Here is a 22,933-nt window from a genome sequence, read left to right on the forward strand (position 1 = left end):
ACATGTTAGATGCCATCACCGCCAGTCAGGTTGCCATGCTTCAGGATCAGCTGCGCCTGCAATCCATCAGTCAGAATGTCAGCAACATGCAGACACCCGGCTATAAACGCGAACTGCTGGATGTCGGCAGCTTTGATGATCAGATCCAGGCACAAATGGCCACGGTCAGTCAGCAAATGCACCTGTCCACTCAACATACTCAGGGCGTTCTGTCAGCCAGTGAAAACCCTGCCGAGCTCGCACTGACAGGCGATGGTTATTTCGAAGTTCAAACCGATGAAGGTGTGTTTTACACGCGTCGCGGTGATTTTCATGTCAACAGTCAAGGCGAGCTGGTGACAGCCAGCAACGCACGTCTGCTTGGCAAAAGCGGGCCGATTCATGTGGATGACAACAGCTATAAAATCGATTCCAGTGGCAACCTGATCATCGACAATCAAAAAACAGACCAGCTGAAGATCGTCAGTTTCGAGCATCCGGATCAACTCTCATATCAGGGAGAAGGCCTGTATTACAGCACAGAAGCACCGCTTTCAGCCGGTATCGAGACCCGGGTTATTCAAGGCTCGCTGGAGCAGTCCAATGTGAAATCCATCGATGAAATGATGGACATGGTAAAAACCTCCCGTCATTTTGAAGCAGCACAACGCGTCATGCGTACCGCTGATAATCTGATGTCGACCGCTATCAATCAGTTAGGAGAAGGAAATGTCTGACGCGCTTGCCATTGCCGCCAGCGGTTTGAAATCGGAAGAATTTTATATCGACCGTATCGCTAATGACCTGGCTAATTTAAACACCAATAACTACAAAGCGGCACGATTGCGCTTTGAGGACGTTTTGTACCAGAACCTCGACGGCAGCAATCCACTGTTTGCTAATCAGGCCAGCGCTAAAATCGGCCTGGGTACGTCGGTGCACAGCAGCTCAAAGGATTTTAGTACCGGACCGTTGAAACCCGGCAGCCTGTGGAGCGACGTAGCTATTAACGGCAAAGGTTTTTTTCAGGTGATGAACAACGACGGCAACCTGCTGTACTCGCGCAATTCCAGCCTGAGCCTTGACAGCGAGCACTATCTGGCTACCAGCGACGGACTTCGCCTGGCCGACAACATCCAGATTCCGGAGGACTTTCTCGACATTACGATAGATAAGAATGGCGATGTATCGGTTGTGATGGCGGATGATACCGAACCGCAGCTGCTCGGCACCATCAAGCTGGCCAGATTTATCAATCCGGACGAACTGAACCCTCTGGGAGCCGGAATATACAGCAGCACTGACCAGGCCGGGGAGGCCATGATTGATAGTCCTGGCAGCAGTGGCATGGGCGAGCTGCTGCAGAAACAAATCGAAGGATCCAACGTAGACATGGTGAGCTCGCTGATGCAGCTCACTATGGCACAGCGTGTATACCAATTAAACGCCAAGGCCGTACAGATTGCGGATGAACTGGAAAAGCTGACCAATGAACTACGTGATTAACATTCTGCTGCCAGCTCTGCTGATGATGAGCAGCGTATGCCCTGCAGCTACAGTTTTGCGTTTCCAATCGCATATCACCCCAGACGCCAGTCGTTTAGGTGATCTGCTGCTGATGAAACCCAACAGGGCGGACTGGTCTGCTCTGCCTTTAAAGAGTCATCCCGCTCCGGGCGAATACCTGAGCCAGGATCGTATCGTGGCCTGGATGACAGACACACTTGGCCCGGTGGATATTGTCTGGGCAGGCAAAAAATCCATACGCGTCAATAAATGTGTTTCACAGGTGCTTGCGGGGCAGCGAGTACGCATCCATGTGCTGCAAAACCGCATTAATCTTTCCATGGAGGCTATCGCGTTGATGGATGGCTGCCGCGGACAGCGCATCAAGGTAAAAATCCCACAGACTCACCAGCGCTTTCTTGTGGAGGTCATGGGTGACGGGCAGGCGGAGGTGATCGCATGAGAAAAGTCATCCCGATACTGGCAGCCTGGATTCTGCTCAGTCCAGTGGCATGGAGTATCAATCTATTCGACGAAATAATCTACCATCCCCTGATTGCAGACCGCCGCGCGTATTTACCCGGTGATGTACTGACCGTCATTGTGGTGGAAACGTCCAATGCGCAGACAGGCGCGGATCTGGCCTCCAGCAAAGACATCAAAACCACCCTGAGCGTCAATTACAATAAAGACCAGCACGAAGTGGGTTTTGGTCTGCATGGCAAGGGTCAGGTTAACGCCAAAACCGGCCGCAATGGCCGAATCAAGGCGTCGTTAACCGTGCGCGTCAAGGATATTCTGCCGAATGGTACTTACCTGATTGAAGGCCGGCAAATGATTCAAATCAATGGCGAGCTGCAAAGCATTACGCTGGGTGGTCTGGTTCGTCAGGAAGACATCAGCCCGCAGAATACGGTGCTTTCTACGCGTATTGCCGATGCCCAGATTACCTACACCGGTGATGGTTCGGTGTCTAACTCCCAGCGCCGTAATTACATCTACAAGGTTCTGTCATTTATGGGGCTGCTCTGATGAATCAACCAAAAACATACGTTCTGATACTTGCTCTGCTGACCAGTCTGCTCTCGTCTGCCGCTCATCCGGCGGTACGTCTGAAATCGATTGCCCGCCTGTCAGGTCTGCAGGAAAACCCACTCACGGGCTATGGTCTGGTAATTGGCCTGGCTGGATCGGGAGATTCGAGGCGCAGCAAGGATACCACCCAGTCAATATCCAATCTGCTGCAGGGGTTTGGCATCAATGTCAGCCCAAACGACGTGAACAGCCGTAACTCAGCGACAGTCATCATCACCACCAGCCTGCCCGCTCACGCTCATCAGGGCGACAAACTGGATATTAACGTGGCCTCTCTCGGTGACGCCAAAAGTCTGCTCGGTGGCACCCTGCTGGCGACGCCATTGAAAGGCCCGGATAACCATATCTACGCGCTGGCTCAGGGGCCGCTTTCCATTGGTGGCTTCAAATACGATTCGTTTGGCAATGTGGTACAGAAAAATCACCCAACAGCTGGAATCATCCCGGATGGTGCCGTGGTTGAAAAAACGCTCTATAACGACGTCATCGAAAAAACCGGTGATTTGCATGTCATTTTAAACCGCCCGGATTACACAACAGCCGATCATGTCGAGCAGGCTCTGAACAAACGTTTTGGCCCCAGCGTGGCCATGGCGCGCAGCGCTCAGGATATCGAGGTTCATCCGCCCCGCGAAGCAAGGCAGCATTTTATACGCTTCATCAGCGATCTGGAAAATGTGACGATTACCACCGACAGTCTGCCCACCGTGGTTGTCAACGAACGCACCGGGGTAGTGGTTGCCGGAGCCGACGTCAAAATTGACGCAGTCACTATTTCACACGGCAACCTGCAGATTACCATTGCCAACAGCTACAACGTATCACAACCGACGCTGGTTCGAGATGTAAGCCGGCAGGTACGAACAGTGACCACCCCCGTCACCAGCCTGACCGTAAAAGAACCGGACGCTAATATGCTGCGCCTGAAGGAAGGCTCCAGCATCGAAGATCTGATGGCCGCCTTGAGCAAAATGCGTACCTCTACGCGAGACATGATTGCGATTCTGGAAAGTTTAAAACGCGCCGGAGCCCTGCATGCGGATCTGGTTATTCAGTGAGGATAAAAACATGAGTCAAGACAAGTGCATAGAGTTGGTCAGTCGCGCGCTGGACGCCGCGCTGATGCGGCAAACGGCGATTACCAACAACATCGCCAACGCCAGTACGCCTGGATATCAGAGCATACAGGTTAATTTTGAAGAGCAGTTGAATAGCGCATCGATCAGTGACGTTCGTCCCTTTTATGAGCTGAGCGGGCTTGATTCATCTATCGATGAGCAAATGGCTCTGAGTGTCAAAAATGCCACGCAGTTCCGGGCCCTGATCAAGGGATTAAATCACAGACTGGCCATCATGAAACTGGCTGTACAGGGAAACAACGCATCATGAGTTACGACAGGATTTATGCCATTGCCTCACGCGCAATGAGCATTGAAAAGCTGCGTGTCGATACCGTGGCCAACAACATAGCCAACCAGCACACCGTGCTCAGCGTCGATGGCAGCGGCTATCAGCCGATGCAGGTACTGGCCACAGCAAAACCTTTCGATGCATGGCTGGATAATCCCAGCGACAGCCTGCCCTCGGCTGAGCTGGTGGCGCAAAATCTGCCGCCCAGCAAGGTCTGGCAGCCAGGTCACCCCGCCGCAGACAAACGTGGTTATGTAACTTACCCTGGAATCAGCACGCTGGATGAAATGACCACCCTGCTGCGGGCTTCCCGTGCCTACGAAGCCAGCATTAAGCTCATCAACACCGCACACAGTCTGTATTTACAAAGCCTGAGCATTGGAGAAGAACGATGACGATTGAACCCATCACAACACTCGATCTGAATGCTCCGTTTCTGCCTGTGAACCGGACAGAGAAAACGGCTCCTTCGTTTACGTCCTGGCTGAGTGATGCGATCGCAGACACCAACACGAAACTGCTGACTGCCGATCACAGCCTGGAGCAACTGGCCAGCGGCCAGGCCGTCAGTCTGCACCAAAGCATGCTGACCATGGAAGAGGCAAAGCTGTCTTTTCAGTTTCTGGAACAGGTTCGTAATCGCCTGATGTCTGCTTACCAGGACATCTTAAAGGAGCAAATTTAACATGATGTATCTGCACTCAGGTCTTGACTGGTTCCGACAACAAAGCAGGAATCGTAAAATAAGTCTGCTCAGTGGTCTGCTGATGATAGCGGTCATGAGTCTTCTGTCGGTCTGGTGGGTCTTGTCTCCTGATTACGGGGTATTGTTCAACCAGCTGGACAGCCGTGACGCCAGTCAAATCATCAGCCGCCTCGACGAAGCCGGCATTCCCTACCAGCTGCGTAATCAGGGGCGCGACATTCTGGTCAACAAGGCACAGGTCGATAAAACACGCATCATGTTGATGGGGCATGATCTTTCATTAAATAACAGCATCGGCTTTGAGCTGTTCGACAAAACCGATTTTGGCATGACAGATTTTTCGCAGAAAATAAACTATCAGCGTGCGCTGCAGGGTGAGCTGGAACGAACCATCAACAGTCTGGATGAAGTCAGGCAGGCGCGTGTTCAGCTGGTGATTCCCGAGACGCATCTGTTTCAACAGGAAAGCAATCAGCCACGTGTCGCGGTTACCCTGCACCTGAAGCATCCTCTTGGTCCGCAGCAAATTAAAAGCATCCAGCAGTTAATCAGCGCCAGTGTAGCCAATCTGCCGCTGGCCAACATTGTGATTGTCGATCAAAACGGTAACGGCCTGACAACCAGCGAGGACGACAGCAGCAGTGCTCATTTTGCCGCTAAAAAACGCGTGGAGCGTTATCTTACGGACAAGGTCATGCCAATGCTCAATCGGGTTTTTCCCGAGGGTGATGTGCTGGTTAAAATCGATGCTTCGCTCAATTACGACGAATTGCAGCGTGAACGTGAACAACCTCAGCAAACCGGGCTGATCACGCACGAAAAGGAAACCCAGCATTCGAGCACCAGTAAGAACGATAAAAACCCAGTCAGGCAGGATGTGACGCGTGAAAAAACGTATGAACTGGGCCATGAAAAGGAAAGATTTATCAAGGCCAGCGGCAGCATTGAGCGTTTAACCATCAGTGTTGTGCTGCCCAGAAATACCGATGAGGCAACCCGGCAACAGATTGAGCGCCTGGTCAAATCGGTGGTTGGCTTTAACGAACAGCGTGGCGACAGCATCAGCCTGGAAGCCTTAATCGTCAGGCCGACAGATGATTTTGTACCGACAGCCGGTGTCAATCCGCCACAATCTGAGAAACAAATGACGCCCCTCTTTCATCTGGGACTGCCTGTTTTTCTGCTCCTCCCGGTGGCCTATGCCATGAATCGACGCGCCCGCCTGAAACGCCGGCAGCAACTGTTAATTGAATTAAACCAATGGCTGATTGAACATGTTTAACGATTTAAAACGGCTTTTGCTGCAAATTGCCCGCCTGCCAAAGAGCGATCAGCGCTGGATTCTCAATCAGTTGTCAGCCGAGCAACATGCGCAGCTGCAATCGCATCAGGGTATGGCATGGCTGAATGAGGCGCAGCGATTTAAAACACTGCCTGTTCCAAAGACCACGGCTCCAGTGGCTCAGGAACACACGCTGCCAGCCTTCGCACAGACCTTGTTACTGGAAGCACCGCTGTTCGCCGCCATCGTGCTCGATCAGGGTGCGTTCCCGTGGCAATCGCAATTGCTGCAGAACAACGATCAGGATGGCGCGATTCGCCAGGCTCTCGATGCGCTGGTACCCGACATCAAGGAGCCGGTCAAAAAAGCCGTGTTTGAAGAGTGGAGGCAACAACTGCCCTTTGAGCATTTGCTGGAGCACCCTCATGGCTGAGATCTTAAAACAGGTTCATATCAGTGACGCGATACATTATCTGGGGCAATCGCATCCCATTCCCGTGAACGATACCCAAGAAGCCAGCGTTTCAGGCGAAGACGATCATTCGGCTCTTCTGGAAAAATATCGTCAACAGGGATTCATTCAGGGACAGGAACAGGCCCGCCGGGAAATGGCGGAGCACATCACCCGCCTGCATGCCCTCTTAGCCAGTATTCCTCAGGCTGTCTGTGATAACCGGAAGCAAATGGCCAGTGAAATCGCGGACATCGTATTCAGCATTGTGCAACCCCTGTTTATTCATCAGCAACAGGATCCAGACAGTCTGAGCCGGCGAATTGAACAAAGCATCCAGCTGCTTAACAGCAGACACAATCTGGAGTTATCTCTGCATCCCGATGACATACAGGCCTTAAAACAAGGGGAACTAAACCTTGATTTACAGGGATGTAAAAATCTGAAAATCGTCAGCGATGACAGTCTGCACCTGGGCGGCTGTCTTATCAAAAGCGAGCATGGCTTATTTGACGCAGGTCTGGAGCGTCAGATTGATAATTTAAAGCAGGTACTGCTGCGCATTAAAAACGGGGAGCGTCACGATGAGCTGGGCTGACACATTGCAGGTCGTTGAGCGACTTGGCAGCATTGAACAAAGCATCGGTCTCAGGCTCACAGCCAGTGGTCCGCCGCAGGCATTTATTGGCGAGCTGTGTGAGATATTAAACACACAGAATCAGATCGTCATGCAGGCTGAGGTAACAGGCTTTAACAAAGGTCAGGTTTTTTTAATGCCCATGGCCTCAAAACCTGTCAGCGCGGGTTTTAAAGTGCGCGCTACTGGTCGCGGAATGAGTGTGTCCGTTGGGGAACAGCTGTGCGGCAGAATTATTGATGCGACTGGAAATCCTCTGGATGATCTCGGTCGAATAACAACGCAGGCACGCGTCAGTCTGCACAGCGGCAAATGCAATCCCCTGAGTCGGCAGCGTATCGATGAGCGCCTGTCTACCGGAATTCACGCCATTGACTGCCTGCTGCCCATTGGCAAGGGACAGCGTGTCGGTCTGTTTGCCGGCAGCGGCGTCGGAAAATCGGTTCTCCTGGGCATGATGACCCGTCATATGAACAGCGACATCAACGTCATTGCACTGATTGGCGAACGTGGCCGCGAAGTGCAGGATTTTATTCATAACCACCTCGATGCTGACACGTTGAAAAAATCCATTGTGGTTGTGGCCTGCAGCGATGACTTTGCTCTGATGCGCAGACAGGCAGCCTATACCGCTACGGCCATTGCCGAATATTTCTGCAGCCAGGGAAAGGACGTCATGTTGTTTATGGACTCGGTTACCCGCTTTGCCATGGCACAGCGGGAAATCGGCCTCAGTGTAGGCGAACCGCCAACCGCACGCGGCTACACCCCCTCGGTGTTTTCTCTGCTGCCCGGGCTTGTCGAACGTGCGGGCAACTTTAGCGGCAAAGGCAGTATCACCGCCTTGTATACCGTGCTGGTCGAAGGAGACGACTTCAACGAACCCATAGCCGACACCATGCGCTCGCTGCTGGATGGTCATATTATTCTGACACGCGAACTGGCACAACGGGGGCATTATCCGGCCATCGACGTGCTGCAGAGCGTGTCGCGTTTGTCGAATCAGCTGGTGAGCGCAGACGAGCAGGAACTGATGCGGGAATTGATGGCTCTGCTGAGCCTGTACCGGCAAAACAGGGATTTAATTGAACTGGGGGCCTGGAAATCCGGTCAAAATCCCAGACTCGACTTTGCCGTGCAGCGCATCGATGCCTTGAACCAGGTCTTAAGACAATCCATAAGCGAAAGCCAGTCAAGGGATGAGCTGCTGGCGCGTGTACGGGAGATTATGCAATGAGCAAAACCATCCGCGCGTTAATGACGAAAATACAATGGCAGATCAGCGGAGAGCAGCAACGGCTTGAACAGCTCGTCACGGAGAAAAAAGCGCTTCAGCTGCAGTTGAACGATTCGCGCGCACGAACAGAACAGGCCTGCGCCCAGCCCGCCCGCCTGTTACCTGAGCAGGAGATGGCCCGCCTGAATTTTATGATGAATCAACAGCCGCAACAGGCCCGCCTGCAAAGTCAGATAGAGGAACGGCAGGTGCATCACAGGCAGATAACAGAAAAAATACGTCGTTTGAATATGGAGTTACACCTGCTGGAAACCTATCAGGAAAAACAAAGCGCTAAGGCAAGGCAAAGCCGCCTTAATGCCGAACAGAATCGCGCAGACGAATGGTGTCTGTTACGGGGTGAGCCGGGATGAAGATCGAGTCCAGCCCATTATCTTTCACAGAACAAAACCCGCAGCAGGCCACTGGACCGGATTTATTTGCAGCGTGGCTGACCGTCAAACATCAGGGAAGCTCAGGGGATGACTATTACAGGCGGCACCAGGAGCAGCTGCAGCAATCGGCTCTGCGATTTGATGCCCGCCCCGCTTCAGTAAGCCAGCCAGTGAGCCCCGGACAGCCCGTTCGACAACCTTCGTCGGAAGAGCCTGATTTATCCGGGCAGGAACAGAGCGCTGGCAGGCTCAGGATGGTATCGGCATATCAGGCTGACTATTCCTGCCTGCCACGACAGCCATTATCCAGCAGCGATCGCCAGTCTTTACTGCAGATGCTTAAAGATAACACCGGCATCGCACTTTCTTTTGCCAACAGCCCTCCGGAGCGGGCGTCGGGCGAAGCTCAGGCAGCTCACACTCCGGGTGCTGGCACAGTAAGCCGCAACCCTCATTCATCACATCAACTGTTTGTGGACGATAGACAGGTCGAATTGAGTTTAAACACCAGAGAGCTAAGACCAAACGAAGTCCGGGAGCTGAAAAAACAGATTCTTCAATGGATAAGACATAAAGGATACACCCTGACCCGATTAATCATTAATGGAGTAACACAATGAGCGAAGCCGTTTCCGGCGTCAGCCAGACAGACTACATGAAACTGTTCATGCAGGAACTGACCTATCAGGATCCCTTAAAACCCATAGACAACCGTGAGTTTATGGCCCAGATGGCGCAGTTCACCGCCCTGCAGGAGGCACAGCAGAGCACCGAGTATATCGGTCGCCTGCTGGGAACAACCATAGGCAATCAAAGCCTGATGCTCCTGGGAAAACACGTAAAATTCGCAGACAGCAGCGAACCATTCGAGGTTAAGGGCGTGTCCTTTGCCGGCGAAGGCGGCGCCAAACTGATTCTGGCGTCGAAAGGTCAGTCCATCACCCGGAAGCTGGATGACATTATTGAAGCATCACTATAAGGAAAGGAATATGAGTTCAACCTATTACACGAGTTTAAGCGGCATGATGGCCGCCAGCTATGGCCTGCAAAACACCTCGAATAACATAGCCAATATGCATACCGCTGGCTACAAACGCAACGATGTTTTCTATTCATCGCTGGGTAACGGCAATGGTCAGAACGGCCTTGGTTCTGGTGTTTACGTGGGCGGTCAAAGCACAAATTTTTCCACTGGCAGCTATCTGGATTCAGCCAGCCCCTCAGACCTGGCGATTATTGGCAACGGCTTCTTTGTGGTGAAGATGAAAAACGGCGAATACCTGTATACCCGCTCGGGAGAGTTTGGTTTCAATGACGATGGCTGGATGATAGACAGACACAGTGGTGGCCTGGTACAGGGGTATAACAAACAGGGTGAACTGGCGCCGATCAGCCAGTCTGGGCCGAAAATCAGTGCTGGCAAGGCAAGCGGTCTGATAGAGTTGAAAGGAGAGTTTATTCTAAAGGAATTAGATGCCAGCCAACAACACGATAAAGACAAATATATGCCCGTCAGCTTTGACGTCACCGTATATGATGAGTCGGGAAAGGCTAAAACCATCACCCTGGAGTTTAAGGCAGAAGATTTAGACCTTGGCGCGGGCATCCCGCCACCTAATCAAAAGGGGTTGCGCTGGGTGCTCAAATCAGCTTCCTGTAAGGAAGGGAGCCCTGTGAATTTTAGTGAGGAAAGCATAAAATTTGAATCATATACCAACTCAACGAGTGTGTATGAAAGCGCCGTCACTATTACCCTGAACGGAACTCAAAAAATAAAACTGAAATTTTCAGACAAAGGTGATGACGCGTCTTCATCCGTTCGGCTCTACGAATATTCTCAAATCGATCATTCCAGCTCAAAAATAGAAGTCAAAAAACAAGACGGCTACGCTGTCGGTAGACAAATTGGCGCATCTTTTGATGACAACGGGCTGATTTCCTACAGCTACGACAACGGCCAGAGCATCGAAGGCCTGCATGTGGCTCTGGCCGGTTTTGATGATCTGGCTCATACCCTCGTACGCACACCAGATGGCCTGTTTCGTGCCCGCCACGATCATGGACAGTTTATCAGTCGACCCAATAAACAGGGTCTGGGTGCCATACAGACAAAAAAACTGGAAGCCGCCAACGTCGATTCCACCACCGAATTCGCCAATATCGTGGTGCTGCAGCGAATGTTTCAGGCCTGTTCGCAAATCATGGACATTGATAAACAACTACTGGAAGAGATCGAGAAAAAATGATAACCGCGTTCAAACCTTTCCGCCTGATCAACGATCAGGAAATCGCCTGTCTACAGGAGCGGCTTGCCGCCCGCCTGCAAAACTGGAACAAAGAGCACGCGCTGTTTCCCTTATCCAGTGACCTGCAGCGCAGCCCTGTTACGCCTCTGGGCTCTACTGCCATGCAGGCAATCTGCGACACCAGTCACTACCCGCTGGCGCTGATGATAAACACGGACTTAAGTGCCGTGAAATACAGTCTGTTTGCCGATGTCTCCTCGTCCTTTGAACGAATCAGTCATGGTTTGTTTATAAAGCTTATAGGGGAGCTGCTGGAAACACCGGTGCTGCCTGCACCACAGTATTCAGTAGAACCGGCAGACTGGTTTTACAAGGGTTCGGCATCGCTGTGCCTCGTGTTGTCAACCGGGCAGTACCGCATCGAACTGTATCTGCACCCGCAATGGGTTTTGAGTGCCTTGTCGGTCAGGGCTGGCAAAAAGCCTCGCCTGGGTGTTCTGGACGACGCATTGCAGTCTCTGTCAGTAAGCTGCCAGGTTGAACTGCTGCCGATGAGCCTGTCCCTCGACGATCTGCTGAACCTGCAGGTTGGCGATGTGCTGAGTACCGATCATCCACTTGACAAACCTTTGTCGCTTGTCTGCCAGAACCAGGGCATTTGTCTTGTCCGGGCTGGAGCAGATGGCATTTCCAAAACCATTCAAATTGAGAGTTCATTATGACTATTACTGTAAAAAAAATAGCCCTTGCGGAACAGCCTGATCGTCGCGCTGACAACCTGGCATGCGAAAACAGCCTCGGCCTGATTGGCTCGGTTCCGGTAAACTGCATGGTGCGCATCGGCACTCTGAGCCTTACTGTTGCCGCTCTGCGTCAATTGAAGCTGGGTCAGACCCTGTCTCTGGAGCAGAGCAGCAGCGAGCCGGTTGAAATTCTGCTGAACGATCAGGTTATCGCGCATGGCGATCTGATGACCTGTGATGACAGATTTGCCATTCAGATTACCGGACTTTGCTCATGAAGCGCTGGTTTTCTGCCTGTTTCATAACCGCGTTAAGCGGCATGGCCATGGCCGGCGATCAGCTGCTGTTCAAACAGAACCTGGCGCCAAAAATCAGCTGGATGAACTACGTCGTGGTCTTGCTGCTGCTGATAATAGGCGCCGTCGTGATTGCCAGGAAAATGAAACCCGTGGCATCAGGCAAATCCGCCTGCCAGGTAGTGGAGAAAAAATACCTGGGCAATAAAACGGTGATTTACGTCCTGAACTATCACAATCAACAGTTTTTGCTGGCAGACAACCAGCAGGCACTGACGCTTTACCCACTGACAGGCGGACCGCACAATGAACACGACTAGAGGGATTGTTGCGCTCGTATTACTGTTCTCTGCAGGCGTCAGTCTCGCCGCAGATAACAGCCTGTTCGGAGCGATTCAGTTTGACGAGAACAATGTCTCCCCTGCTTTGCAGGCCTTTGCCTTATTAACAGTATTGAGCCTGGCACCTGGTATTCTCATCATGCTTACGTCGTTTACGCGCATTGTGGTGGTTTTGTCGATGTTGCGGAATGCGCTGGGATTACAGCAGACTCCGCCCAACACGGTGCTCATAAGCCTTGCCCTTTTCCTTACCCTGTTTACCATGATGCCGGTGGCAAAACAGATCTACACTGAAGCCTGGCAACCGTTGCAGGCTAAAACCATGGGCAGTGAACAGGCCCTTGAGCGTGCCGCCGGTCCTCTTCGCCAGTTTATGCTGAAGCAGACGCGGGAAAAGGATCTGCAACTGGTATTGCAGCTGGCCAGAGAGCCGCTGCCCAGCCGCGCTGATGACGTCAGATTTTATCAGCTGATGCCGGCCTTTTTACTCAGCGAACTGCAAACGGCCTTTCAGATTGGGTTTATGATTTTTCTACCCTTTTTGCTCGTAGATTTGATAGTATCGGGTATTTTAATGACCATGGGTATGATGATGATGCCACCCATGACCATTTCGCTGCCCATAAAAATTTTATTATTTGTACTGATAGATGGTTTCGACCTGGTTGTACAGGCACTGGTAACCAGCTTTCATTAAGAGGACTAAGTATGACACTTATTGAGATTGAGGCAAAACTTCAGCGTTACCTTCAGTTTCTGGCTCAGGACGAAAACAACCCGACTCTGCTCAAAAATATCAGCCTGTGCTATCGCCAGTTGTCCAAACCAGAACAGGCCCAGCTGTATCTTACCCGTGCCAAAATACAGGCCGGCAAGGACTTCTGGACCGAGCAGGGGCTGTTGTACCTGGATGCGGGTAATATTCTGCTTGCTAAAGAAGCACTGACCAACGCCCTGTCTGAAGAGGATACCCCCATAAGCCGTTATCAGCTGGCTTTTTGTCTGTTCCTTAATCAGGAGCATGAATCAGCGCTTGCCCTGCTGGAAAGTCTGGGTAACAACAGCAATCTTTACGAATCGGACTTCTTAAAAGCGAGGCTTTACCATTGTCTGAAACGACCTTATGAAGCCCGTTTACTACTGGAAGACTTATTCCGACGCGATGCGTCGCACGCGGATGTCTGTGGTCTGCTCGCGCTGATGAGTTTTGATGAGAATAATATGGATGAGGCAGAACTCTTCAGCCGTAAATGCCTTGAAGCCAACCCTCGCCATTACGAAGGCCGCCTGGTGAATCTGTTACTGAGTGTATTGAAAAATGAAGCCGGGGTTCGCGAAATTAATGACATGCTGGATGAACGACCTGGTGAATGCCGTCTGTGGTTTGCGCTGGGTATGGCTGAAATGCAGAATCTGAACATGAGCAATGCCGCATTTGCCTTTAAGCAGACGACAACCTTATGGCCGCAGGCCTATGATTGCTGGATCAGCCTGGCCTGGTGTCAGCTGTTTCAGAATGACGTGGATGATGCTGAACATTCATACCAGCAGGCTATGGCTGCTGATCCTGAGCAGGCGGAAGCACTGGCTGGTATGGCGCTGGTTTATGCTCTGCGCAAAAATACGGCTATGGCGAATCAGTGGCTGATGAAATCAAAGGCCATGGGCGGCAACTGCTTTCTGGCAGCGATAACGGAGATTATCATGGCCAATGAGCACAGTGCAGATTTAGCCGCAGATCGCCTGATGAAAGCCTTGCCGGGTCTTGAGAATCAGATGGATGACCTGTTGAATCAGGTGGAAAAGATACAGACCGGCAAAAATACGGTACATTGATTCCGGTGTTTCCCGGAACCTTAGCCCGGATTAGGCAAAGCCGTAATCCGGGACTTTGCGGCCAGGCGCAAGCAAGGCAGTATGACCATCACAAACTTGCCAAACAACCAGAATATCGACTATCCTTTACACATATAAATCATGTTCAACACAGTGTCCCATCGAGGAAAATCAAGTATTTATGTCTCCGATTAAATTAACCCGTAAAACCATCCAGGCTCGAAACAGCAGGCAGGCCGACTATTTAAAAAGCATCGACGAGAAAGACATCGTGTTCGCCGTTGGCCCGGCCGGAACCGGCAAAACCTACCTCGCCGTTACCAAGGCTCTGGAATGTTTTGAAAAAGGCGAAGTACAGCGTCTGGTCTTTGTCAGACCTGCGGTGGAGGCAGGAGAAAAGCTTGGCTTTCTTCCGGGAGACCTAGTGGAAAAAGTGCTCCCTTACCTGCGGCCAATCTACGATGCGCTCTATGAAATGGTTGGGTTTAAAGAAGCACAAAAACTGATTCAAAGCGATGTGATAGAAATCCTTCCTCTAGCCTTTATGCGCGGTCGAACACTGAATGAAGCGTTCATTATTCTCGATGAAGCGCAAAACACCAGCGTGCCACAAATGAAAATGTTCCTGACCCGTATGGGTTTTGGCTCCAAAGTGGTTGTTACCGGTGACATGACCCAGGTTGATTTGCCCAGAGGCACGCAGTCCGGCCTTGAGCACGCCATCAAAATCCTGGCCAGCCTCGACCGCATCAGCATCCACAGCTTCACCAGCCGTGAAGTGGTTCGCCATCCACTTATCACGCAGATTGTTGATTGCTACGACAGCCCGAGCACGGACAGGAGGAGCAAATGAAGCATGTGATTGATATACAGATAGCCTGTAATAATCCACCGCCCGTATCGGAGTCTGACCTCAGTGCCTGGATAAGCGCCGTCCTTGATGAACACGGCAGCGAACGCGAACTGACGCTGCGTCTGGTTAACAGCGACGAGATCAGCGAGCTGAATAAAACCTATCGAAAAAAAGACGGACCAACCAACGTGCTGGCCTTCCCGAGCAGTCTGCCTGAACATATCAGTCTTGACCATGCCTTTCTTGGGGATATCATCGTTTGTCCAGAGGTGCTGGCAACGGAGTCGGTGGAGCAGCAGATTCCCCTGAATGCGCACTGGGCCCATATCATCATCCATGGCACCCTGCATTTGCTTGGCTATGATCATTATGAAGAACCTGACATTACCAACATGCAGACCATGGAAACCCGTTTGATGACCCACTTCGGCTTCCCCAATCCCTGGCAACAAGAGGACAATCACCGTGAGTAAAGACGACGATGGCGGCTCGTCCTGGTTTTCGAGCCTGAAACATTTCCTGCATGTGGAACCACAGAATAGAGAGGAACTGATTACATTGCTACGGGATGCCCAGTCCCGCTCACTGATTGATTCCGAAACGCTGGGCATGATTGAAGGCGTGATTCAGTTTGCGCAAATGCGGGTTCGCGACATCATGCTGCCTAAAAATCAAATGACCTGTCTCTCGGTCAATGACAGTCTCGCCCAGGTCATTGAAACGGTCAGTGCTTCTGGTCATTCACGTTTTCCGGTGACCGGTAACAACAAGGATGAAGTGATAGGCATCCTGCACGCCAAGGATCTGCTGCGTTTTCAGGACGCCCGCGATGATGACTTTGATCTGGACGACATCGTGCGCTCTGCCACGTTCGTACCCGAAAGCAAGCGCCTGGATTTACTGCTCAGCGAGTTTCGCAGCAACCGCAACCACATGGCGCTGGTAGTTGACGAATACGGCGCTGTCAGCGGATTTGTGACCATCGAAGATATCATTGAACAGATCATTGGCGACATTGAAGATGAGTTTGACGTCGATGAAGAGGCCTACATCAAGGAACATCTTGATTCGCATTACATTGTAAAATCTCATACCCCTATTGAAGAATTTAACGAGCAGCTGAACGCCTCGTTTTCTGACGACAACTACGACACCATCGGCGGGATCGTGATGGCCGGCTTTGGATATTTACCAAAACGTGGCGAGGTAATCACGATTAACGGATTTGAATTTAAAATCATAAACGCTGATGCCAGGCGCATAAAGCTGTTAAGCTGTATAGACAAACGCGACAGAGGGACGTGATGCCATGAACCACAGTATTCTGATTGTAGATGACGACACCGAACTGACCGAGCTGCTGACGCAATACCTCGAACCAGAAGGTTTTGTTGTGGTCTGCGCTCACGATGGTGAAAGCGCTGTCAAAAAAGCACTGAATCAGGTATTTGACGCCATTGTGCTCGATGTGATGCTGCCCAGGCTGAATGGCTTTGAAGTGCTGAAGGCCATCCGCGAACATTTACAGACACCGGTGCTGATGCTGACCGCCCGTGGTGACGACATCGACCGGATTGTCGGTCTGGAAATTGGCGCTGATGATTACCTGCCCAAGCCCTGCAATCCACGCGAGCTGGTAGCCCGTCTACGCGCCATTTTAAGACGCACGCAGAAAATTCCGGCCCAGCGCCCTGTCATTGAACATCACAACATCCTGGTGGATTGCTCCAAGCGCATCGCCATGCAAAACGGCAAGGCCATGGATCTGACCAATGCCGAATTCAATATTCTCGAAATGCTGATTAAATCGCCTGGTCAGGCCTACTCCAAAGAAGAACTGACCGAATACGCACTGGGACGAAAATACACAGCCTACGACCGCAGTATTGACGTACATATCAGCAATCTGCGTAACAAACTGGGTAATAATCAGCACGGTGAACCGCTGGTCAAAACCGTGAGGGGCTTTGGATACATGATTGATGCGTAGCCTGTACTGGAAGATTTTCCTGTCCTTCTGGCTGGCTACTATCCTGATTATCTTTACCACCGCCTGGGTAACCAGTGAAATAGCGCAGAAATCATCCATCCCGGTGCGTGAGCAGGTATTTATGGACAGCTATGCCAATGCGGCCGTGGCTACCTTCGAATCCGGACAGCACGACGCATTGAAAAGATGGCTGGAACAGACCGGCGAAGCAAAGAAAATGACCTTGTTTCTGCTGTGCAGCACGGGTGAAATCATCAGTAATCACCCAGCTCCGACCGAAGTCAAACGCATTGCGGCTGACCTTGCCAGTGAGGAGCTGGACGTAGGCATGCTGAAGTTTGGCAACCTCGTTGTCAGTCACGAAATACTGTCCACCAGCGGCAAAGCCTATCGTCTGGCCGCGGTCAGTGAAAAACCCCTGTCTCACTTTGTTATCATTCCCTGGGCGGGGCTGACCATCCGGTTGACCATCGCCATCGTCATCAGTGGTTTGATTTGTTATCTGCTGTCCATCTACCTGACCAAGCCCCTGCGTTCCCTGAGACTGGCGGCCAGATCCATCGCTACCGGAAAACTGAACACGCGGGTGGGATCCTTTAAAGGCCATAACCGCGATGAAATTGCGGATCTGAGCAGTGAATTTGACCGCATGGCCGAGCAGCTGGAGGCGCTGGTTCACTCAAAAGAGCGTTTGCTGCAGGACATTTCTCATGAGCTGCGCTCCCCGCTTGCCCGTCTGCACATCGCTCTGGAGCTGGGACGCAAGAAGGCAGATAAGCTGGCTGAAACAGAGTTTAACCGCATGGAAACCGAATGCCTGCGTTTAAATACACTGATTGGGGAAATTCTTGAATTTGCGCGTCTGGATAAATCAGCAGACGAATTAAACAAAACCAGCTTCGATCTGACGGAGCTCCTGCTTCATATCTGCGAGGATGCCAATTTCGAATCGGGAACGGAAAGCCCTCACGTCACCATGGTACCAACTCAGGCCAGACCTGTCTTTGCTGATAAACGATTGATTCACCGGGCAATAGAAAACATCGTCCGCAATGCCTTGCGTTACTCCCCGCCTGATAAGCCCGTGCGCCTTAGCATCAGTTCTGATATGGAGCACTCTCGCCTCAATATTGATATTGAAGACGAAGGCCCTGGCGTACCTGAGGACCAGCTGACAACTATTTTTAATCCTTTTTATCGTGTTGATCCTTCACGTGAGAAAAAAACTGGCGGGTATGGGCTGGGATTGTCGATTGCTGAAAAGGCGATTCATTTGCATCAGGGTGAGATTGTGGCGAGTAATCTGCCCGGCGGCGGATTTCGGGTCAGGATCTGTCTTCCTGTATAGACCGGACAGGCTGACTAGCACGCCGTTCTGACAATACTCAGGCGACCACTCGATGACAAGGTCAGCGTACGTGCATTATTGCCTGTGCAGGCCGCAGCGGTAATTGTCATGGTGAACGTACCTGTACTGGTGAATCCCGAGCCATCAAAGCTGACCAGACCACTGCTGGCCGTTATATTCACATTCGTCGGCGCGGCTTCGTTGATTTTGACAAGGTTGTTTGTAGTATCAACCTGATTGTTATTATCTGCATCAACAAATACGATCCAGCCCTGTGTCCATTGCGCCGCGGTGCCGCAGCCTGTTAATGCACTGCTGGCTGCTGAGCAGACCGAAACGCGCACACCTCGCCTGATGGCCTCTATCCGGGCATAGCTGAAGGCAGCCGACAGGCTGTTGGTGAACGTGACCACACGATTATTCTGAATCATGGCGAAATAGGATGGTACGGCTACTGCAAGAAAAACAGCCGCGATCGTCATGGTGATTAAAAATTCTATCAGGGTAAAACCCATGCGTCTGCGCGCCGAGTGAGTTAACATCATGTCAGTCCCATTCATCCTGTTTTGTTTTGATTATAGGTTATTCTCAGTTTTAATACGCCCAATACGGTTAAGCGTAATCGTTCGCTGCTCGCCCCCCTGGCTTATCAGATGAAAACTTCCGCTGGCCCGTGCGTGAGCAGGCTGCGGCGAAAAAACAAGGTAATCTGGTGAAGAAAATCCCTGCCAACGCACCGTTATTCCCGTTTTTCCCCATGCCCACTGGTGCAGAACGGCTTGTTCATCCAGACACTGGTGTGCGGGGTTATCCAGACAAAGAAGCATTCCTGTTGACCAGTCCGCAGGCTTGCCGGAAGGAACCAGCAACACGGAATGGGCAGTCATGATGGCGCTGTTGCGAGCGTAGTGCAGGGCCGCCTGAAGTTCACTGGATAAAACCTGCAGGTGATTTCTTTGCCAGATATGACCGAATGAAACACTCGCCACGGCCAGAGCAGACAGCAGGAGCAGGCAAATCAAAAGCTCAACCAGACTGAATCCCGGTTCAGACTTCATGCCTGGCCAGAGCCTTGAGCTTTTGTAAATTCATAAACGCCGCTTTTTTATCCTTAGGATGTTGAAGCAGATGTTCCGGGTGCAGACAGGTCACACAGGTACCTGCAAACGAGGACGTATCCAGCTCAACACCCGCTAGATTCAATACAGCGCGGGGAGCAGTCAGATCAATCTGTCGCGCCAGCAGCTCCGGATTATCGGACGAGGCAATAAACACATCCGGCTCATCAAAACCAATGCTCTGCAGCATTCGCGATAACAGCAAGGCAGCCTTATCAAAAATGGGCTTTCGGGCAATAACCATCAGCTGGGCGTCTGGATTCCCGCAGGTAGACAGGGCCGTACTCTGATTTAAATGAGCCAGCTCCTTTTCCCTGGCGCTTTGTCTTTCTACCCAGACATCGATACCCATTTGCTGCAGATAGTAAGACGATAACGGATTAGCCATGGCTACTCGGCTCGCAGGCGCCAGGTTGTACCCTGAGCCGTATCTTCCAGCTCGACCCCCATGGTCAAGAGCTCCTGACGAATCTCGTCAGCCCGACTCCATTGCTTATCAGCCCGCGCGCTCAGCCGCTCTGCGATAAGCCGCTCGATAGCTTCTTTTTTACTGTCCTGTACACCGCCCTGCAGAAAATCGGCTGGAGCCTGCTCCAGTATCCCAAGGATGCCGGATAACTGTTTCAGGGTATTAGCCAGCTTCGGTGAGCGTGTCTTATTCAGCTCATGACTCAGCTGGAACAAAACGGATAAGGCTACCGGTGTGTTGAAGTCATCGTTCATGGCGTCGTTAAACTGGCTTACCCAGTGCTCATCCAGTGATTGATCGGCGGAGCAGTCGATGTCTTTGATTGACTGGTAAAGACGGGTCAATGCCTTGTGAGCATTGTTAAAGTTTTCTTCTGAATAATTCAGCGGGCTGCGATAATGACTGCTCAGCAGGAAGTAGCGCACCACTTCGGCCTGATGCTGCTGCAGTACGTCATCTATGGTGAAAAAATTGCCTGTTGATTTGGCCATTTTCTCGCCGTTTATCTGCAGCAGACCTACGTGCATCCAATAATTGGCAAAACAGCTTCCTGTAGCCGCCTCACTCTGCGCGATTTCATTTTCATGATGAGGAAAAAGCAGATCCAGACCACCGCCGTGAATATCAAAATGCTCTCCCAGCTCGTGCATGGCCATGGCAGAGCATTCGATATGCCAGCCGGGACGTCCTTCACCCCAGGGCGAAGGCCAGCTTGGCTCGCCTGGTTTCGCCCGCTTCCACAGAACAAAATCGAGCGGGGATCGCTTTTCGCGCACCACCTCAACACGCGAGCCGGCAACGAGGCTGTCCAGATCACGGTTGGATAGTTTGCCATAGTCCTGAAACTTACTGACTTCAAAACAGACATCGCCATTGTCACTGACGTAGGCAACCTGCTTGTCCAGCAGGCGCGTAATCAGCTTGATAATATGCGGTATGTGCGTGGTGGCGCGAGGCTCTATATCAGGCTTGACCAGATTCAGCGCGCGCGCGTCGTCGTCCATGGTCTGAATATAGTGGCTTGTCAGCTCCTCGATCGAAATGCCCCGCTCGTGTGCACGGGTAATGATTTTGTCGTCGATGTCGGTGATATTACGCACGAAGGTTACATCCCAGGCCTGACTACGCAGAAATCGAACGATGACATCAAAAGCCACCATGGAACGCGCATGCCCGAGATGACAACGATCGTAAACGGTGATACCACAGGCATACAGGCTGATTTTACCTGGTACGAGCGGTTTGAATTCTTCTTTGTTTCGCGTCAGTGAATTATAAATTTGCAGCATGTTCGCCTCTTAACTGATTTTAGCCCAGGTATCCTTTAAGCCAACAATACGATGAAACACCGTAACCCTGTCGTTTTCGCGCTGATTCACACAATAGTAACCCAGGCGTTCAAACTGGAACACCTCATGCAGAGGCTGTGTAGCCAGGGCAGGCTCGCAGAACGCCTGCTGAATCGACATGGATTCGTGATTCAAAAACTGTAAAAAATCTTCCTCGCGACCCGGGTTGGCATCGTTAAACAGGCGGTCATACTGATAAATTGTCATGGGTATGGCCTGATTGGCCGCTACCCAGTGAATCACGCCCTTGACCTTGCGATCAACCGGGTTTTTACCGAGGGTCTCGGGGTCATAGCTGCAGCGCAGCTCCTTTACCCTGCCATTTTCATCATGAATAACAGATGTACAACGAATAACGTAGGCATGACGCAGTCGCACTTCCGTGCCAGGTGCCAGACGAAAATAGCCTTTAACCGGCTCTTCCATAAAATCGCTTTGCTCGATGTAGATTTCCCGTGCAAAGGGCATAGTACGCAGAGGCGCGTCTGGATCCTGCTGGTTGAAGGACACGCTAAGGTTTTCTATCTGATCCTCAGGGTAATTTTCAATAACCAGCTTCAACGGCTCCATCACGCACAGGGCACGTTTGGCGCTTTTATTCAGCTCATCACGAACGCAGGCTTCAAAAATACTCATGTCAATGACCGAATCGCTGCGTGATATGCCAATCTGCTCGCAAAATTCACGAATAGCGGCAGGTGGATACCCGCGTTGACGCATACCACGCAGGGTGGGCAGACGCGGATCGTCCCAGCCAGTGACTACGCCTTTTTCTACCAGCTCGCGCAGCTTGCGCTTGCTGGTGATGGTGTGCGACAGATTCAGACGTGCAAACTCAGTCTGCACAGGCTTTGCCGGCAAAGGCAGGTGTTCAATGAACCAGTCGTACAGAGGTCGATGATCCTGAAACTCAAGGGTACACAGCGAATGGGTGATGTGCTCCAGCGCATCGGATACAGGATGTGCGTAGTCATACATCGGATAGATACACCAGGCGTCGCCGGTGCGCTGATGGTGCGCGTGACGAATACGATACAGCACGGGATCACGCATATTGACGTTGCCCGACTGCATGTCAATGCGCGCACGTAACACGTGCGTGCCATCAGGAAATTCGCCAGCCTTCATGCGGGCAAATAAATCCAGATTTTCCTCAATGGAGCGATTCCGGTATGGGCTGTCGCGACCCGGCTCCTGCAGGGTGCCTCTGTGCGCACGGATTTCTTCCATACTCAGGCTGTCAACGTAGGCTTTACCGTTTTTGATCAGCAGCACAGCGAAATCATACAGCTCCTGATAATAATCAGATGAGTGGGTCATGGCCGACCATTCAAAACCAAGCCAGCGCACGTCGTCGATGATGGCGTTGACGTACTCTTCTTCTTCCTTCGTTGGATTGGTGTCATCAAAGCGCAACAGACATTGCCCTTTAAACTCATTGGCCAGACCAAAGTTCAGACAGATCGATTTGGCATGCCCTACATGCAGATAGCCATTCGGCTCAGGCGGAAAACGGGTAATCACTGATTTGTGCTTGCCGGAGGCCAGCTCGTCTGTGATTAACTGTCTGATAAAATGCGCTCTTTTTTCACTGGTTTCGGTCATAA

31 protein-coding genes are annotated in these 22,933 nt (G+C 51.6%); 26 read left to right on the forward strand and 5 right to left on the reverse strand.

Features of this window, described 5'->3' with window-relative positions; all coding sequences use genetic code 11:
• Positions 1-2 precede the first annotated feature (2 nt).
• The 26 genes from ACQUTA_RS05535 to cpxA all read left to right on the forward strand — a co-directional run bounded on the left by ACQUTA_RS05535 (position 3) and on the right by cpxA (position 18,390).
• Positions 3-716 (forward strand): flagellar hook-basal body protein, encoded by a 714-nt coding sequence (locus tag ACQUTA_RS05535; RefSeq protein WP_444987219.1) that lies wholly within the window; start codon positions 3-5, stop codon positions 714-716.
• Positions 709-1,485: a flagellar hook-basal body protein gene (locus ACQUTA_RS05540; protein WP_444987220.1), complete on the forward strand. Its 777-nt coding sequence runs from the start codon at positions 709-711 to the stop codon at positions 1,483-1,485. The genes ACQUTA_RS05535 and ACQUTA_RS05540 overlap by 8 nt, the downstream gene beginning before the upstream one ends.
• On the forward strand, positions 1,469-1,948 hold the full coding sequence (locus ACQUTA_RS05545; protein WP_444987221.1) for a flagella basal body P-ring formation protein FlgA: 480 nt from the start codon (positions 1,469-1,471) through the stop codon (positions 1,946-1,948). The genes ACQUTA_RS05540 and ACQUTA_RS05545 overlap by 17 nt, the downstream gene beginning before the upstream one ends.
• Positions 1,945-2,517 (forward strand): flagellar basal body L-ring protein FlgH, encoded by a 573-nt coding sequence (locus tag ACQUTA_RS05550; protein WP_444987222.1) that lies wholly within the window; start codon positions 1,945-1,947, stop codon positions 2,515-2,517. Before ACQUTA_RS05545 ends, ACQUTA_RS05550 begins: the two co-directional genes overlap by 4 nt.
• Positions 2,517-3,638: a flagellar basal body P-ring protein FlgI gene (locus ACQUTA_RS05555; protein WP_444987223.1), complete on the forward strand. Its 1,122-nt coding sequence runs from the start codon at positions 2,517-2,519 to the stop codon at positions 3,636-3,638. The genes ACQUTA_RS05550 and ACQUTA_RS05555 overlap by 1 nt, the downstream gene beginning before the upstream one ends.
• A 10-nt stretch (positions 3,639-3,648) precedes the next feature.
• On the forward strand, positions 3,649-3,969 hold the full coding sequence (locus ACQUTA_RS05560) for a flagellar basal body rod protein FlgB (RefSeq protein ID WP_444987224.1): 321 nt from the start codon (positions 3,649-3,651) through the stop codon (positions 3,967-3,969).
• Entirely contained in the window at positions 3,966-4,385 is a 420-nt protein-coding gene (locus tag ACQUTA_RS05565; protein WP_444987225.1) for a flagellar basal body rod protein FlgC, read from the forward strand. Before ACQUTA_RS05560 ends, ACQUTA_RS05565 begins: the two co-directional genes overlap by 4 nt.
• Positions 4,382-4,675 (forward strand): flagellar hook-basal body complex protein FliE, encoded by a 294-nt coding sequence (gene fliE, locus ACQUTA_RS05570; RefSeq protein ID WP_444987226.1) that lies wholly within the window; start codon positions 4,382-4,384, stop codon positions 4,673-4,675. Before ACQUTA_RS05565 ends, fliE begins: the two co-directional genes overlap by 4 nt.
• A 1-nt stretch (position 4,676) precedes the next feature.
• The gene (gene fliF / locus ACQUTA_RS05575) at positions 4,677-5,978 is read left to right on the forward strand and encodes a flagellar basal-body MS-ring/collar protein FliF (RefSeq protein WP_444987227.1); all 1,302 of its coding nucleotides are present in this window, start codon (positions 4,677-4,679) and stop codon (positions 5,976-5,978) included.
• Positions 5,971-6,411 carry a hypothetical protein gene (locus ACQUTA_RS05580; protein WP_444987228.1) on the forward strand — a complete coding sequence of 147 codons (441 nt, stop codon included), beginning with the start codon at positions 5,971-5,973 and terminating at the stop codon, positions 6,409-6,411. The genes fliF and ACQUTA_RS05580 overlap by 8 nt, the downstream gene beginning before the upstream one ends.
• Positions 6,404-7,027, forward strand: a complete 624-nt coding sequence (locus ACQUTA_RS05585) for a FliH/SctL family protein (RefSeq protein ID WP_444987229.1) — start codon at positions 6,404-6,406, stop codon at positions 7,025-7,027. Before ACQUTA_RS05580 ends, ACQUTA_RS05585 begins: the two co-directional genes overlap by 8 nt.
• Entirely contained in the window at positions 7,014-8,303 is a 1,290-nt protein-coding gene (locus tag ACQUTA_RS05590; protein ID WP_444987230.1) for a FliI/YscN family ATPase, read from the forward strand. The genes ACQUTA_RS05585 and ACQUTA_RS05590 overlap by 14 nt, the downstream gene beginning before the upstream one ends.
• Positions 8,300-8,716, forward strand: coding sequence for a hypothetical protein (locus ACQUTA_RS05595; protein WP_444987231.1), 417 nt, complete (start codon positions 8,300-8,302; stop codon positions 8,714-8,716). Before ACQUTA_RS05590 ends, ACQUTA_RS05595 begins: the two co-directional genes overlap by 4 nt.
• Entirely contained in the window at positions 8,713-9,357 is a 645-nt protein-coding gene (locus ACQUTA_RS05600; protein WP_444987232.1) for a hypothetical protein, read from the forward strand. Before ACQUTA_RS05595 ends, ACQUTA_RS05600 begins: the two co-directional genes overlap by 4 nt.
• A complete protein-coding gene (locus ACQUTA_RS05605; RefSeq protein WP_444987233.1) occupies positions 9,354-9,716 on the forward strand; it encodes a flagellar hook assembly protein FlgD in 363 nt (120 codons plus the stop codon). The genes ACQUTA_RS05600 and ACQUTA_RS05605 overlap by 4 nt, the downstream gene beginning before the upstream one ends.
• Before the next feature lie 10 nt (positions 9,717-9,726).
• A complete protein-coding gene (locus tag ACQUTA_RS05610; RefSeq protein ID WP_444987234.1) occupies positions 9,727-10,983 on the forward strand; it encodes a flagellar hook-basal body complex protein in 1,257 nt (418 codons plus the stop codon).
• The gene (locus tag ACQUTA_RS05615) at positions 10,980-11,705 is read left to right on the forward strand and encodes a FliM/FliN family flagellar motor switch protein (RefSeq protein ID WP_444987235.1); all 726 of its coding nucleotides are present in this window, start codon (positions 10,980-10,982) and stop codon (positions 11,703-11,705) included. Before ACQUTA_RS05610 ends, ACQUTA_RS05615 begins: the two co-directional genes overlap by 4 nt.
• Positions 11,702-12,004, forward strand: a complete 303-nt coding sequence (locus ACQUTA_RS05620) for a FliM/FliN family flagellar motor switch protein (protein ID WP_444987237.1) — start codon at positions 11,702-11,704, stop codon at positions 12,002-12,004. Before ACQUTA_RS05615 ends, ACQUTA_RS05620 begins: the two co-directional genes overlap by 4 nt.
• Positions 12,001-12,342, forward strand: coding sequence for a hypothetical protein (locus ACQUTA_RS05625; protein ID WP_444987238.1), 342 nt, complete (start codon positions 12,001-12,003; stop codon positions 12,340-12,342). The genes ACQUTA_RS05620 and ACQUTA_RS05625 overlap by 4 nt, the downstream gene beginning before the upstream one ends.
• A complete protein-coding gene (fliP, locus tag ACQUTA_RS05630; protein ID WP_444987239.1) occupies positions 12,329-13,060 on the forward strand; it encodes a flagellar type III secretion system pore protein FliP in 732 nt (243 codons plus the stop codon). The genes ACQUTA_RS05625 and fliP overlap by 14 nt, the downstream gene beginning before the upstream one ends.
• An 11-nt stretch (positions 13,061-13,071) precedes the next feature.
• Positions 13,072-14,199, forward strand: a complete 1,128-nt coding sequence (locus ACQUTA_RS05635) for a tetratricopeptide repeat protein (protein ID WP_444987240.1) — start codon at positions 13,072-13,074, stop codon at positions 14,197-14,199.
• A 181-nt stretch (positions 14,200-14,380) separates the two neighbouring features.
• Positions 14,381-15,052, forward strand: coding sequence for a PhoH family protein (locus tag ACQUTA_RS05640; RefSeq protein ID WP_444987241.1), 672 nt, complete (start codon positions 14,381-14,383; stop codon positions 15,050-15,052).
• Complete coding sequence (ybeY, locus tag ACQUTA_RS05645) at positions 15,049-15,525, forward strand: rRNA maturation RNase YbeY (RefSeq protein WP_444987242.1); 477 nt, start codon at positions 15,049-15,051, stop codon at positions 15,523-15,525. Before ACQUTA_RS05640 ends, ybeY begins: the two co-directional genes overlap by 4 nt.
• Positions 15,518-16,357, forward strand: a complete 840-nt coding sequence (locus tag ACQUTA_RS05650; protein ID WP_444987243.1) for a CorC family transporter — start codon at positions 15,518-15,520, stop codon at positions 16,355-16,357. Before ybeY ends, ACQUTA_RS05650 begins: the two co-directional genes overlap by 8 nt.
• 4 nt (positions 16,358-16,361) lie before the next feature.
• Positions 16,362-17,042 carry a two-component system response regulator CpxR gene (cpxR, locus tag ACQUTA_RS05655; protein ID WP_444987244.1) on the forward strand — a complete coding sequence of 227 codons (681 nt, stop codon included), beginning with the start codon at positions 16,362-16,364 and terminating at the stop codon, positions 17,040-17,042.
• The gene (gene cpxA, locus ACQUTA_RS05660; protein ID WP_444987265.1) at positions 17,035-18,390 is read left to right on the forward strand and encodes a two-component system sensor histidine kinase CpxA; all 1,356 of its coding nucleotides are present in this window, start codon (positions 17,035-17,037) and stop codon (positions 18,388-18,390) included. The genes cpxR and cpxA overlap by 8 nt, the downstream gene beginning before the upstream one ends.
• Before the next feature lie 14 nt (positions 18,391-18,404).
• On the opposite strand, the gene ACQUTA_RS05665 is transcribed toward cpxA, so the two are convergent.
• The 5 genes from ACQUTA_RS05665 to ACQUTA_RS05685 are packed head-to-tail and all read right to left on the reverse strand — an operon-like array spanning position 18,405 to position 22,931.
• Positions 18,405-18,935, reverse strand: a complete 531-nt coding sequence (locus tag ACQUTA_RS05665) for a GspH/FimT family pseudopilin (protein WP_444987245.1) — start codon at positions 18,933-18,935, stop codon at positions 18,405-18,407.
• A gap of 30 nt (positions 18,936-18,965) precedes the next feature.
• The gene (locus ACQUTA_RS05670; RefSeq protein ID WP_444987246.1) at positions 18,966-19,448 is read right to left on the reverse strand and encodes a GspH/FimT family protein; all 483 of its coding nucleotides are present in this window, start codon (positions 19,446-19,448) and stop codon (positions 18,966-18,968) included.
• Positions 19,438-19,896: a DNA polymerase III subunit psi gene (locus ACQUTA_RS05675; RefSeq protein ID WP_444987247.1), complete on the reverse strand. Its 459-nt coding sequence runs from the start codon at positions 19,894-19,896 to the stop codon at positions 19,438-19,440. The genes ACQUTA_RS05670 and ACQUTA_RS05675 overlap by 11 nt, the downstream gene beginning before the upstream one ends.
• A 2-nt stretch (positions 19,897-19,898) precedes the next feature.
• Positions 19,899-21,266: a cysteine--tRNA ligase gene (gene cysS, locus ACQUTA_RS05680; protein WP_444987248.1), complete on the reverse strand. Its 1,368-nt coding sequence runs from the start codon at positions 21,264-21,266 to the stop codon at positions 19,899-19,901.
• Positions 21,267-21,275: 9 nt separating this feature from the next.
• On the reverse strand, positions 21,276-22,931 hold the full coding sequence (locus ACQUTA_RS05685) for a glutamine--tRNA ligase/YqeY domain fusion protein (RefSeq protein WP_444987249.1): 1,656 nt from the start codon (positions 22,929-22,931) through the stop codon (positions 21,276-21,278).
• Positions 22,932-22,933: the final 2 nt, after the last annotated feature.

Source organism: Legionella navarrensis, assembly GCF_052527415.1.